The 12,992-nt window shown below is 72.6% G+C and carries 11 protein-coding genes and 1 pseudogene; 11 read left to right on the plus strand and 1 reads right to left on the minus strand.

Going from position 1 to position 12,992, the window contains the following annotated elements; genetic code table 11:
* Window positions 1–7: 7 nt before the first annotated feature.
* Together DNK56_RS26830 and DNK56_RS26835 are read left to right on the plus strand one after the other, a co-directional pair.
* The gene (locus DNK56_RS26830; RefSeq protein ID WP_111338377.1) at window positions 8–766 is read left to right on the plus strand and encodes a M48 family metallopeptidase; all 759 of its coding nucleotides are present in this window, start codon (window positions 8–10) and stop codon (window positions 764–766) included.
* Between the two features lie 53 nt (window positions 767–819).
* Window positions 820–930, plus strand: a pseudogene (locus tag DNK56_RS26835) (aminomethyltransferase beta-barrel domain-containing protein); the annotation flags it as partial.
* A 94-nt stretch (window positions 931–1,024) separates the two neighbouring features.
* Here DNK56_RS26835 and DNK56_RS26840 read toward each other — a convergent pair.
* Window positions 1,025–1,825 carry an alpha/beta fold hydrolase gene (locus DNK56_RS26840; protein ID WP_111338378.1) on the minus strand — a complete coding sequence of 267 codons (801 nt, stop codon included), beginning with the start codon at window positions 1,823–1,825 and terminating at the stop codon, window positions 1,025–1,027.
* 110 nt (window positions 1,826–1,935) lie between these two features.
* On the opposite strand from DNK56_RS26840, the gene DNK56_RS26845 reads away from it, so the two are divergent.
* The 9 genes from DNK56_RS26845 (at window position 1,936) to gatB (ending at window position 12,849) form a co-directional block, all read left to right on the plus strand.
* Window positions 1,936–2,475, plus strand: a complete 540-nt coding sequence (locus tag DNK56_RS26845; protein WP_111338379.1) for an LOG family protein — start codon at window positions 1,936–1,938, stop codon at window positions 2,473–2,475.
* A gap of 80 nt (window positions 2,476–2,555) precedes the next feature.
* Entirely contained in the window at window positions 2,556–3,245 is a 690-nt protein-coding gene (locus DNK56_RS26850; RefSeq protein WP_111338380.1) for an SDR family oxidoreductase, read from the plus strand.
* 58 nt (window positions 3,246–3,303) lie between these two features.
* Complete coding sequence (locus DNK56_RS26855) at window positions 3,304–4,329, plus strand: methionine synthase (protein ID WP_111338381.1); 1,026 nt, start codon at window positions 3,304–3,306, stop codon at window positions 4,327–4,329.
* Between the two features lie 29 nt (window positions 4,330–4,358).
* Window positions 4,359–6,611 (plus strand): NAD-dependent DNA ligase LigA, encoded by a 2,253-nt coding sequence (ligA, locus tag DNK56_RS26860; RefSeq protein WP_111338382.1) that lies wholly within the window; start codon window positions 4,359–4,361, stop codon window positions 6,609–6,611.
* A 231-nt stretch (window positions 6,612–6,842) separates the two neighbouring features.
* On the plus strand, window positions 6,843–9,020 hold the full coding sequence (locus DNK56_RS26865; protein ID WP_111338383.1) for a putative bifunctional diguanylate cyclase/phosphodiesterase: 2,178 nt from the start codon (window positions 6,843–6,845) through the stop codon (window positions 9,018–9,020).
* A 261-nt stretch (window positions 9,021–9,281) separates the two neighbouring features.
* The gene (gene gatC, locus DNK56_RS26870; protein ID WP_018102521.1) at window positions 9,282–9,578 is read left to right on the plus strand and encodes an Asp-tRNA(Asn)/Glu-tRNA(Gln) amidotransferase subunit GatC; all 297 of its coding nucleotides are present in this window, start codon (window positions 9,282–9,284) and stop codon (window positions 9,576–9,578) included.
* A gap of 5 nt (window positions 9,579–9,583) precedes the next feature.
* Window positions 9,584–11,086: an Asp-tRNA(Asn)/Glu-tRNA(Gln) amidotransferase subunit GatA gene (gene gatA / locus DNK56_RS26875; RefSeq protein ID WP_111338384.1), complete on the plus strand. Its 1,503-nt coding sequence runs from the start codon at window positions 9,584–9,586 to the stop codon at window positions 11,084–11,086.
* The gene (locus DNK56_RS26880; protein WP_111338385.1) at window positions 11,083–11,325 is read left to right on the plus strand and encodes a hypothetical protein; all 243 of its coding nucleotides are present in this window, start codon (window positions 11,083–11,085) and stop codon (window positions 11,323–11,325) included. Before gatA ends, DNK56_RS26880 begins: the two co-directional genes overlap by 4 nt.
* A gap of 15 nt (window positions 11,326–11,340) precedes the next feature.
* On the plus strand, window positions 11,341–12,849 hold the full coding sequence (gatB, locus tag DNK56_RS26885; protein WP_111338386.1) for an Asp-tRNA(Asn)/Glu-tRNA(Gln) amidotransferase subunit GatB: 1,509 nt from the start codon (window positions 11,341–11,343) through the stop codon (window positions 12,847–12,849).
* Window positions 12,850–12,992: the final 143 nt, after the last annotated feature.

Below are 12,992 nucleotides of genomic sequence, written 5' to 3' on the forward strand. Positions count from 1 at the left end.
ATGTCGGGTGAGCGCATCTGTCCAGCAGGCGATCGCGGCCCTGCCCGTCCCTGGTGAGTGGCTGTGGGAGGTCGTCGTGCGGCCTCGGCGGCGCACTCTGGGCATCGAGGTGACGCCCGACGGTGGTGTGTTGTTCGCCGTGCCGGCGGATGCCGATCCTACTGCCGTCGCTGCCGCCGTACGGTCGAGGCTGCCGCGGTTGGCCCGTGAGGTCCGGCGGAGGCAGGAGCGCCCTGCTGAGCTGGTCAAGGACCTGATCGGCGGCACCAGCTTCAGCTACCTCGGAAGGCGCCATCGGCTGAGGGTTGTCTCTTCTGATTCTTCAGGCTCTTCGAGGGAGGCTCAGCGGGTGCGGCTCCACCGGGGCTGGCTGGAGTCGCCACGGCTGGAGACGACGCGAGAGGAAGCGCTCCAGATCACCGAGTGGTACATGGCGTGCGGAGATCGCTGGCTGTCGGCGCGGCTGCCTTCCCTCGCGTCGCGCATAGGGGTGGCGTCCCGTCCGGTCGTGGCTCGAGATCTCGGCCGCCGCTGGGGCGCTCTCGAACGGGACGGGTCTGTCTCGATCCACTGGGCATTGATGCAGCTGCCCCCCGCGCTGGTCGATTTGGTTCTGGTTCATGAGCTGTGCCACCTGCGAGCTACCGGACATGGGGCCGCGTTCCGTCGAGAGGTCAGGCTCGCGCTACCGGGTGTAGACAAGCTGGAACGCTGGTTCACTGACGAGACGTCTCATCTTTGGCGTGGAGCGGTTCGTCCACGATGAAGGCGACAGTTCGACGGTTCGGCGAAGTCGGGGTCCATCTGGTGCTCGCACGGGTCCGGGGCGTGGCCCCCGGCCAGGCGGTCGTCCTGTACGACGGCACCCGCGTGGTCGGCTCCGCGACGATCGCGACGACGGTGCGCCGGGAGCGCGCGGCGACCGCCTGACATACGAAAGCCCCGCGCGGCTACGCCCGACCCCAGTACGGGCGTGGCCGCGCGGGGCGCCTTCACGGCCCCCGGTCCGCCCGGCGCGGACCGCTCAGGACGCCTGGCGGGCGTACGCGTCCCGGCCGAAGAAATCCGCCAGCACCGGGGCCACCGCCTGCGGGGCCGGCTCGCCGGTCTGGCCCGTCAGGGTGCGGTGACGGCCGCGCGGCAACGCCCGCGCGAGCAGCAGGGTCGCCGACCGCGCGGTGGCCGGGCTGAAGCCGCCGCAGACCACCAGGGTCCGCGCCCCGACCGCCGCCAGCCGGTCGGCCGGTACCGAGCCGTCGCCCAGCAGCGCGTCGTCGTACGCCAGTGTGTGCGCCACGGACTCCAGGTTCCGCCACAGCGGCGCCCGCCGCATCCTGGCGACCGTCGCGGCCGGGACCCCGGAGACCGTGAGGAACAGCTCCACCGCCCCGGCCCGGTCCCCGCCCGCCAGCAGCCGGTCCAGCCGGGCCGCGCAGTCGGCCCGGAACAGCAGCCCGGCCGGCCCCGGCGCGTACGGCGGCTCGTACACCGCCAGCCGGTCCGCCGGCAGCCCGGCCGCCGCCGCCTCCAGGACCAGCGCCCCGCCCGCCCCGGAACCGAAGACCGCCGGCCGGCCGCCCGCCGCGGCGGCCACCGCGGCCAGGTCCTCGATCTCGCGCTCCACCGCGTAGGGCCCGCCGTCCCCGCTGCCGCCCCGGCCGCGCCGGTCGTACGTGACGACCTCGAAGTGCGGCGCGAGCAGCCGGGCGAGCGGCTCGTCGGTCCCGGCCGTGCTCAGGGCCCCGCCCACCAGGACGACGGGCGGCCCCTCGCCCCGGCGCCGGTATGCGATCGGGGTGCCGTCGCTGGAGAGAATCGTGTCCATGAGGGGGTGGACTGCCGGGCCGCCCCGAACTCATCGGTCCCGGCGGAAAGTTCTCCGGAATCCCTTCCCCGGCCGCCGGGGCGAGGAGGGCGGGCTCTACCGTGGCAGCCATGAACATCTGCGTCTTCCTCTCCGCCGCCGACCTCGACGACCGCTACACCGTGCCCGCCCGCGAATTCGCCGAACTGCTCGGGCGCGGTGGGCACACCCTGGTCTGGGGCGGCTCGGAGAGCGGCCTGATGAAGGTCGTCGCCGACGGCGTCCAGGGGGCGGGCGGCAGGCTCGTCGGCGTCTCGGTGGACTTCCTGGCCGCCAAGGCGCGCACGAACGCCGACGAGATGGTCATCGCCCGCGACCTCGCCGAGCGCAAGGCCCTGCTGCTCGCCAAGTCCGACGCGATCGTGATCATGGTCGGCGGCACCGGGACGCTCGACGAGGCCACCGAGATCCTGGAGCTCAAGAAGCACGGCAAGCACACCAAGCCCGTCGTCCTGCTCAACACCGCCGGCTTCTACGACGGCCTGCGCGAGCAGTTCCGGCGCATGGAGGAGGAGGGCTTCCTGCCGCTCCCGCTCACCGAGCTGGTCTTCTTCGCCGAGGACGGCGTCGGCGCCCTCGCCCACCTGGAGGAGTCGGCCGGCATCCAGTGAGGTGCGGGCCCCCGGGCGGCGGAGGCAGGCTCCCGGGCAGCGGGGGCGGGCTCCCGGGCGGCGGGTGCGACGATGGGGCCATGTCCACTCACCTCATCACCGGTGCCGGCTCCGGCATCGGCGCCGCCGTCGCCCGGCGCCTGGCCGAACGCGGGGACGACCTCGTGCTGCTGGCCCGTGACGCGGGCCGCGCCAGGGAACTGGCCGCCCTGTACCCCGGCGCCCGCACCCTCGTCGGCGACCTGTCCAACCCCGAGCGGCTCTCCTGGGCCTTCGCCCAGCAGACCATGCCCGACCGGCTCGACTCGCTGCTGCACATCGCGGGCGTCGTCGAACTCGGCCCGGTCGGCGAGCTGACCCCCAGGGCCTGGCGCATCCAGCTCGACGCCAACCTCGTCGCCCCCGCCGAGGTGACCCGCCTGGTGCTGCCCCAGCTGCGCGTCGCCCAGGGCCACGTCGTCTTCGTCAACTCCGGCGCCGGGCTCTCCGCGAGCCCCGGCTGGAGCGCGTACGCCGCCGGCAAGCACGGCCTCAAGGCGCTCGCCGACTCGCTGCGCCAGGAGGAGCACGCCGCCGGCGTCCGCGTCACCACCGTCTACCCCGGCCGCACCGCGAGCCCCATGCAGGAGAAGGTCCACCGGCAGGAGGGCAAGGAGTACGACGCCGCCCGCTGGATCGACCCCGAGTCCGTCGCCACCACCCTCCTGATGGCGCTCGACCTGCCCCGCGACGCCGAGGTCAACGACCTCACCGTGCGCCCCGGCCGCTGAGCCCCCGCCCGCCGGGCCCCTGTCCGCCGGGCCGCCGCCGCGCCCGTAGGCTTCCCGCGTGAGCGAGAACACCGTGTTCAGGAAGTGCCCGGCCACCGGGATCGGTTCGATGCCCGGAGGCGACGCGCGGGAGGCGGCCAAGACCGTCACCGGCTCCTTCGGCGACGGCGAGGGCATGCCGTACCTGGCGGAACTCCCGGCGCGCGGCCCCGGCGCCGACATGATCGGCCGGACGGTCGGACTGCTCGCCGAGCTGTACGGGCACGTCGAACCCAGCGGCTGGCGCGTCAGCGACCGGCCCGGCCGCGACACCCGCCGGGCCAGGTCCTGGCTGGGCGAGGACCTGGACGCCCTGGAGGAGTTCACCCAGGGCTACGAGGGCCCGCTCAAGGTCCAGGCCGTGGGCCCCTGGACGCTGGCCGCCGCCCTGGAACGCCGGGGCGGCGAGGCGTTCCTCGGCGACCCCGGCGCCTGCCGCGACCTGGCGGACTCGCTCGCCGAGGGGCTGCGCGGCCACCTCGCCGAGGTGCGCCGCCGGGTGCCCGGCGCCCGCCTCGCCCTCCAGCTCGACGAACCCTCCCTCACCGCCGTACTGCGCGGCCGGGTCAGGACCGCGAGCGGCTACCGTACCCACCGGGCCGTGGACCGCCAGATCGTGGAGGCCACCCTGCGCGAGGTGCTCGGCGCGGCCGGCGACACCGCCACCCTGGTGCACACCTGCGCGCCCGAGGTGCCCTTCGCGCTGCTGCGCCGGGCCGGCGTCGACGGCATCTCCCTCGACCTCTCCCTTCTCACCGAACGTGAGGAGGAGGCGATCGGGGAAGCCGTCGAGTCGGGCACCCACATGTTCTTCGGCGTGCTGCCCGGCACCGACCCGGCCTCGGGCCGATTGTCCGATCCGGGCGGTAGCGTCATGGGTGTCAGGACGCTGTGGCGCAGGCTGGGGCTGAATCCGGGGACTCTCATCGAGTCCGTGACGATCACCCCCGCGTGCGGACTCGCGGGTGCGTCGCCGGCGTACGCGCGGGCCGCGCTCGCCCATTGCGGCCGGGCCGCGAGATCGCTCGCGGACAACCCTGAGTGACGGGCGCTGGGTAACGGGAGGACGGGACGATGGCCGGCGAAGAGCGGACCACCGGGCAGGACGCTGGGCAGAGCGCGGTGCCGGCGGAGGCGCGGGAGCGGCACAAGCTCCTCGCGGAACAGATCGAGGAGCACCGCTTCCGGTACTACGTCAACGACCAGCCGGTCGTCAGCGACGCCGAGTTCGACCGGCTGATGCGGGAGCTGGAGGCCCTGGAGGACAGCCACCCCGAGCTGCGCACCCCGGACTCCCCGAGCCAGAAGGTCGCCGGTCCGTACCGCACGGAGTTCACCTCCGTCGAGCACCGCGAGCCGATGCTCTCGCTGGACAACGCCTTCGACGACGAGGAGCTGGCCGCCTGGGCCGAGCGCGTCGCACGGGACGTCGGCTCGCCCGGCTACCACTTCCTGTGCGAGCTGAAGATCGACGGACTCGCCGTCAACCTCACGTACGAGAACGGTGTGCTGACCCGCGCCGCGACCCGGGGCGACGGCCGGACCGGCGAGGACATCACCCCCAACATCCGCACCATCGCGGACATCCCGCACCGGCTGACCGGCGACCGCGTCCCGCCGCTGGTCGAGGTGCGCGGCGAGGTCTTCTTCCCGATGGAGGGGTTCGAGGAGCTGAACGCCCGGCTGGTCGCCGCCGACGAGAAGCCCTTCGCCAACCCCCGTAACGCCGCCGCAGGTTCACTGCGCCAGAAGGACCCCAAGGTCACCGCCACCCGCCCGCTGCACATGGTGGTGCACGGCATCGGCGCCCGAGAGGGCTTCGACATCGACTGCCTCTCGCACGCCTACGAACTGCTGCGCGAGTGGGGGCTGCCCACCGCCAAGTACAACAAGGTGGTCGACTCCCTCGCGGGCGTACGGGAGTTCATCGCGTACTTCGGCGAGCACCGGCACTCCGTGGAGCACGAGATCGACGGCGTCGTCGTCAAGCTGGACGAGATCCCGCTCCAGGGCCGGCTCGGCTCCACCTCCCGCGCGCCGCGCTGGGCCATCGCCTGGAAGTACCCGCCGGAGGAGGTCAACACCAAGCTCGTCAACATCCGCGTCGGCGTCGGCCGCACCGGCCGTGTCACCCCGTACGCCCAGGTCGAACCGGTCGTGGTGGCCGGCTCCGAGGTCGAGTTCGCCACCCTGCACAACCAGAACGTGGTCAAGGCCAAGGGCGTCCTCATCGGGGACACGGTGGTGCTCCGCAAGGCCGGTGACGTCATCCCGGAGATCCTCGGCCCGGTCGCCGACCTCCGCGACGGCACCGAGACGGCGTTCGTCATGCCGACCCACTGCCCCGAGTGCGGCACGGAACTGAAGCCCATGAAGGAGGCGGACGTCGACGTCCGCTGCCCCAACGCCCGCTCCTGCCCCGCCCAGTTGCGCGAGCGCGTCGCCTACCTCGCCGGCCGCAAGTGCCTGGACATCGACCACTTCGGCTATGTCGCCGCCGCCGCGCTGACCGCGCCGCTGGAGCCCGACCGGCCCCCGATGCGGGACGAGGGCGACCTCTTCGGCCTGACCATGGACGAGCTGCTGCCGATCCGCGCCTACGTCCTGGACCCGGACAGCGGGCTGCCCCGGCGCGACCCGAAGACCGGCGAGGAGAAGATCGCCCGCGTCTTCGCCAACCAGCAGGGCGAGCCCAGGAAGAACGCCCTCGCCATGCTGGACACCATCGCCGCGGCCAAGCAGGCCCCGCTGGCCCGCGTCCTGACCGGACTCTCCATCCGCCACGTCGGCCCGGTCGCCGCCCGCGAGCTGGCCCGCCAGTTCCCGTCCATCGACCGCATCGAGGAAGCCACCGAACAGGAGCTGGTCGACGCCGACGGGGTCGGGCCCATCATCGCCGCCTCCGTCAAGGAGTGGTTCGCCGAGGACTGGCACCGCGAGATCATCCGCAAATGGCGCGAGGCCGGAGTCCGGATGGAGGACGAGAGGGCCGGCGAGGACGAGGGACCCCGGCCCCTCGAAGGACTGACCGTCGTGGTCACGGGCACCCTGACCGGGCACACCAGGGATGGCGCGAAAGAGGCGCTGCAGAGCCGGGGAGCCAAGGTCACCGGTTCCGTTTCCAAGAAGACCTCCTTCGTGGTCGTCGGCGACAACCCCGGATCGAAGTACGACAAAGCGGTTCAGCTCAAGGTTCCGGTTCTGGACGAGACCGGCTTCGCCGTCCTGCTCGACCGGGGTCCGGACGCCGCCCGCGAAGCGGCCGTCCCCGCCGGGGAGCCCGCCCCCGACGAGACGGCGGGCGACGCGGGCACACCCGGGGCCTGACAGCCCGCCGACACACCGTCCGGGTCACCCGATCGGCGCATAGCAGATGCTGACGGACAGTCGGTTCGCATTCGGGCAAGAGCGGTAGACCGCTGCCCGTAGCAGCCTTCCGCGGCCTACTGTGGTCAGATGCGCCCTCGGACCCGGCCACCGGGCGGGGCCCGGAGCGCGTCGTGGCACGGAACACAGACATCGGGTGACATCGGCATCGCCGGCTGTGAGAGGGACGGAATGAAACCGACCGAGAGCGCCGCACCGGTGACGCGGCTGCAAGGTTTCGTGGGGCCGGCGCCCCAGGTGGGCGCCGTCGTCGTGGCCCTCGCCGCGGTCCAGCTCGCGACCGGCTTCTACCGTGCCCTCAGCGAGGGCCGCGCCCTCTTCCCGGACGGCCGGGCCGGCTGGTCGCTCGCCGTCCTCACCGGCATCGTCGTCGGCCATCTGGTCGCCCTCGGCCGGGACCGCTGGTGGGGCGGCACCGGCTCCGGCGCCGCCCTCACCCTGGCCGTGCTGCTGCTCTACGGCTGGGTGCCCGCCGGACTGGTCAGCCTCGTCGTGGTCGTCCTCGTCGGCGTTGCCCGCCGGCACCGCTGGTGGCAGGGGCTGCTGCACGGCGCGGTGGACATCCTCGGGGTGGGCGCGGCGGCCCTGGTACTCGCCGCGTTCGGCGAGGTGCAGTCCGTCGAGACCCCCTGGCGGCCACTCGACTGGGGGATCGACGCCGTTCCGGAACTCCTCCTCGCCGCCACCACCTACCTGGTCGTCACCCGCGTCCTGCTGTGGTACTCGCGCGCCCAGCCGGGCAGCGGCCTGCCCACCGTCGCCCGCACCGCCATGCTCCGCCAGGGGCTCGTCGCGGTCGCCCTGCTCGGCATCGCCCCGCTGATCTGCGTCGTCGCGATGGCCCGGCCGGTCCTGCTGCCGCTGTTCGCGGTCCCGCTGATCGCGCTCGACTCCACGCTCTGGATCGCCCGTGCCCGCGCCGAGGAACAGCTCAAGGACCCGCTCACCGGGCTGCCCAACCGCCAGTGGCTGCTGGAGCGCACCTGGACGGCGCTGGAGGAGGCGGAGAACGCCGGCCACCGGGTCGGCCTGGTCCTGATCGACCTCGACCGCTTCCGCGCGGTCAACGACACCCTCGGCCACCTCGCCGGCGACCGGCTGCTCCTCCAGATCGCGGAGCGGCTGCGGCTCGCCCTGCCGCGCGGCGCGGAGACGGCCAGGCTCGGCGGCGACGAGTTCGCGGTCCTGCTGCCCACGGCGGACTCCACCACCAGCGCCCAGCGCGTCGCCCGGCACCTCGTCGCCGAGCTGTCGTCCCCGCTGGACCTGGACGGGCTGACCCTGGTCCTGGAGGCCAGCGCCGGCCTCGCCGTCTTCCCGGACCACGCGCTGGACGCGGAGGGCCTGCTGCGCCGGGCCGACGTCGCGATGTACCAGGCCAAGCGGGACCGCACCGGCGTCGAGGTGTACGAGTCCAAGCGCGACAGCAACACCCCGGACCGGCTGGGCCTCCTCGGCGACCTGCGCCGCGCGCTGGACGCCGGCGAGGTGGAGCTGCACTACCAGCCCAAGGTCCGCTTCGACGGCCAGGTCGCCGGTCTTGAGGCGCTGGTGCGCTGGGTGCACCCGGAGCGCGGCCGGGTCCCCCCGGACGAGTTCATCGCGATCGCCGAGTCCTCCGGGCTGATGCCGCACCTCACGGAGTACGTCCTGGAGACGGCGCTCGCCCAGGTCGCCCGGTGGCGGGCGCAGGGCCTCTTCGTGCCCGTCGCGGTCAACGTCTCCCCGCGCGACGTGCACACCCCCGGGTTCGCCGGCGGCGTCGCGGCCCGGCTCGCCCGGCACGGCGTCCCGGCCGGCGCGCTCCAGCTGGAGATAACGGAGCACGTGCTCCTGGAGGACCCGCAGCGCGCGGCGGACACCCTCGCCGGGCTGACCGGGCACGGCGTGAAGATGTCCCTCGACGACTTCGGCACCGGCTACTCCTCGCTGGTCCATCTGCGCCGGCTGCCCGTCAGCGAGCTGAAGATCGACCGGTCCTTCGTGGCCCGGCTCGCCATCGACCAGGAGGACGCGGAGATCGTCCGCTGCACCATCGACCTGGCCCACTCGCTGGGCCTGCTCGTCGTGGCGGAGGGCGTCGAGGACGACGAGACCTGGGAACGGCTGCGGGACCTGCGGTGCGACGCGGTGCAGGGCTGGCTGGTGGCCGCCGCGATGCCGCCGCAGGAGATGACGGCCTGGCTGCGGGCGCGCGGCGAGCACGGCTGGCGCCGCCCGGCCGAGCTGGCCGCGGCAGCGGCGGCGGCAGCCGCGGCGGCCTCCGCCGTGAAGGCCCCGGCCCCGGCGGCCGAGCTGGAACAGCGCCCCTCCGGCCGCACATCGGGCCCCCGCCCGGCAACCACGTAACCACCCCTTCCCACGGGTGGCCGCCGGTGGTGTGGCCGACCCCATAGGATTGGGGGCCGGCGGCACATTTCCACCTGCCGCGCGACGCCTGGCACGCACGCTCGCCGCGTTGCCGAAACGCCCGAGTGGCTCCGCCACGAGGGCGCTTCGGCGCCTTGCGAGCGCACGCGCCAGACGCCGCGCGGCCCGTCCTTCGGACGGACGGTGGAAATGTGCCGCCGGCCCCCGGCCAACCACACACCAACCCTTGAGGATCGCTGCATGCCTGGCATCACGCGCGAGGAGGTCGCCCACCTCGCCCGGCTGGCGCGTCTGGAGCTGAAGGGCGAAGAGCTCGATCACTTCGCCGGTCAGCTCGACGACATCATCGGCGCGGTCGCCCGCGTCTCCGAGGTCGCCGACCAAGACGTACCGCCGACCTCCCACCCGCTGCCGCTGACGAACGTCATGCGGGCGGACGTCGTCCGTCCGTCTCTCACCCCCGAGCAGGCGCTCTCCGGCGCCCCGGCCCAGGAGCAGCAGCGTTTCAAGGTGCCGCAGATCCTGGGGGAGGACTGACAGCCATGACGGACATCAGCAGCATCATCAAGCTCACCGCGGCCGAGATCGCCGCGGGCATCGCCTCCGGCGAGCTCACCGCCGTCGAGGTCACCGAGGCCCACCTCGCCAGGATCGAGGCCGTCGACGAGAAGGTGCACGCCTTCCTGCACGTCGACCGCGAGGGCGCGCTCGCCCAGGCCCGCGCCGTGGACGCCAAGAAGGCGGCCGGCGAGAAGCTGGGCCCGCTGGCCGGCGTCCCGCTCGCGCTCAAGGACATCTTCACCACGAAGGACATGCCGACCACCGTCGGCTCCAAGATCCTCAAGGGTTGGGTGCCGCCGTACGACGCGACGCTCACGCGGAAGCTGAAGGCCGCCGACGTGGTCATCCTCGGCAAGACCAACATGGACGAGTTCGCCATGGGGTCCTCCACCGAGAACAGCGCCTACGGCCCCACCGGCAACCCCTGGGACCTCACCCGCATCCCCGGCGGCTCCGGTGGCGGCTCCTCGGCCGCCCTGGCCGCCTTCGAGGCCCCGCTCGCCATCGGCACGGACACCGGCGGCTCCATCCGCCAGCCCGCCGCCGTCACCGGCACGGTCGGCGTCAAGCCCACCTACGGCGGGGTCTCCCGCTACGGCATGGTCGCCTTCTCGTCCTCCCTGGACCAGGGCGGGCCCTGCGCCCGCACCGTCCTGGACGCCGCCCTGCTGCACGAGGCGATCGCCGGCCACGACCCGATGGACTCCACGTCGATCGACGCGCCGGTCCCGCCCGTGGTCGAGGCCGCGCGCAACGGCTCCGTACGGGGCATGCGCGTCGGCGTCGTCAAGCAGTTCTCCGGCGAGGGCTACCAGGCCGGTGTCGTCCAGCGCTTCAACGAGGCCGTCGAGCTGCTCGAATCGCTCGGCGCCACCGTGGTCGAACTGGACTGCCCCAGCTTCGACCTCGCCCTTTCGGCGTACTACCTGATCGCGCCGTCCGAGTGCTCCTCGAACCTCGCCCGGTTCGACGCCATGCGCTACGGCCTGCGCGTCGGGGACGACGGCACGAAGTCCGCCGAGGAGGTCACCGCGCTCACCCGCGAGGCCGGCTTCGGCGACGAGGTCAAGCGCCGCATCATCCTCGGTACGTACGCGCTCAGCTCCGGCTACTACGACGCGTACTACGGCTCCGCGCAGAAGGTCCGTACGCTGATCACCCGCGAGTTCGAGCAGGCGTTCGAGCAGGTGGACGTGATCGTCTCGCCGACCACGCCCACCACCGCCTTCCCGATCGGTGAGCGCGCCGACGACCCGATGGCGATGTACCTGGCCGACCTGTGCACCATCCCGACCAACCTGGCCGGCAACTCCGCCATGTCGCTGCCCTGCGGCCTGGCCCCGGAGGACGGCCTCCCGGTCGGGCTGCAGATCATCGCGCCCGCCATGAAGGACGACCGGCTCTACAAGGTCGGAGCCGCCGTCGAGGCCGCCTTCGTGGAAAGGTGGGGTCACCCGCTGCTCGAGGAGGCTCCGTCGCTATGAGTGCCATGGCCAAGAAAGCCAAGAACTTCAAGAAGTCGAAGACCGGGCTGTACGTGTCGATGGGCAGCACCGCGTTCGGTGCGCTCGGCGTCGCCAAGCAGGCGAGGCTCGCACGCGAGGACAACGACACGCTGCGGCTCATCGACGCCGCCGTGTCCGCGGCCGCCATCGTGACCGGCCTCGCGATCCTCTATCGCGAACTGAAGCGTCTCGGCGACGACGACGTACTGCTGGGCTGAGAGGGAAAGTTTTCCGTGACTGTCATCGACCTGGAGTCGTACGAGGACGCCCTCGCGACGTACGACCCCGTCATGGGCCTTGAGGTCCATGTGGAGCTCGGCACCAAGACGAAGATGTTCTGCGGCTGCTCCACCGAGCTGAAGCAGGACGCCAACTCGCAGACCTGCCCGGTCTGCCTCGGCCTGCCCGGCGCGCTGCCGGTCGTCAACGCGATCGGCGTCGAGTCCGCGATCAAGATCGGCCTCGCGCTGAACTGCGAGATCGCCGAGTGGTGCCGCTTCGCCCGGAAGAACTACTTCTATCCGGACATGCCGAAGAACTTCCAGACCTCCCAGTACGACGAGCCGATCGCCTTCAACGGCTATCTGGACGTCCAGCTGGAGGACGGCGAGATCTTCCGGGTGCAGATCGAACGCGCCCACATGGAGGAGGACACCGGCAAGTCGACGCACGTCGGCGGCGCCACCGGCCGTATCCACGGCGCGTCCCACTCCCTGCTCGACTACAACCGCGCGGGCATCCCGCTCATCGAGATCGTCACCAAGCCGATCGAGGGAGCGGGCGCACGCGCCCCCGAGGTCGCCAAGGCGTACGTCGCCGAGCTGCGCGAGCTCATCAAGGCGCTCGGCGTCTCCGAGGCCCGCATGGAGATGGGCCAGATGCGCTGCGACGTCAACCTGTCGCTGCGCCCGCACGGCACCGAGACCTTCGGTACGCGCTCCGAGACGAAGAACGTCAACTCGCTGCGTTCCGTCGAGCGCGCCGCCCGCTTCGAGATCCAGCGCCACGCCGCGGTGCTGAACTCCGGCGGCACCGTCGTGCAGGAGACCCGGCACTTCCACGAGGAGGACGGCTCCACCACGGCCGGCCGCATCAAGGACAACGCCGAGGACTACCGCTACTTCCCCGAGCCGGACCTGGTGCCGGTCGCCCCGGCCCGCGAGTGGGTCGAGGAGCTGCGCAAGGGGCTCCCCGAGCTGCCGCGCGTCCGCCGCGCCCGGCTCAAGGAGCAGTGGGGCGTCTCCGAACACGACATGCAGTCCATCCTCAACGCGGGCGCGGTCGAGCTGATCGTGGCCACGATCGAGGCGGGCGCCCCTGCGGACCAGGCCCGCAAGTGGTGGATGGGCGAGCTGGCCCGCAACGCCAACGAGACCGGCCGCGGCCTCGACGAGCTGCCCGTCACCCCGGCGCAGGTCGCCCGGGTCGCCGAGCTGGTCGCCGCGGGCGACCTCAACGACAAGCTCGCCCGCCAGGTCCTGGAGGGTGTGCTCGCCGGCGAGGGCGACCCGGACACCGTCGTCGAGAAGCGCGGCCTCAAGGTCGTCTCCGACGAGGGCGCCCTGTCCACCGCAGTGGACGAGGCCATCGCGGGCAACGCGGCCATCGCGGACAAGATCCGCGGCGGCAAGGTCGCGGCGGCCGGTGCGCTGGTCGGCGCGGTCATGAAGGCGACTCGCGGCCAGGCCGACGCGGCCCGCGTCCGCGAGCTGATCCTTCAGAAGCTGGGCGTCGAGGGCTGAGCCCTTCTCGTACGCCGAAGGGGCGATGGGTCCGGTCGCGAACCGGGCCCACCGCCCCTTCGCATGGGCGTACTTATGTCGTCCATAGGTGGATCTGCCCGCTGTGACCCTCCCCACGAAACGGGCAAATGATCTCGAATGGC

The sequence above is a fragment of the Streptomyces sp. AC1-42W genome (assembly GCF_003248355.1).
In the GTDB taxonomy this organism is placed as follows: Bacteria; Actinomycetota; Actinomycetes; order Streptomycetales; family Streptomycetaceae; genus Streptomyces.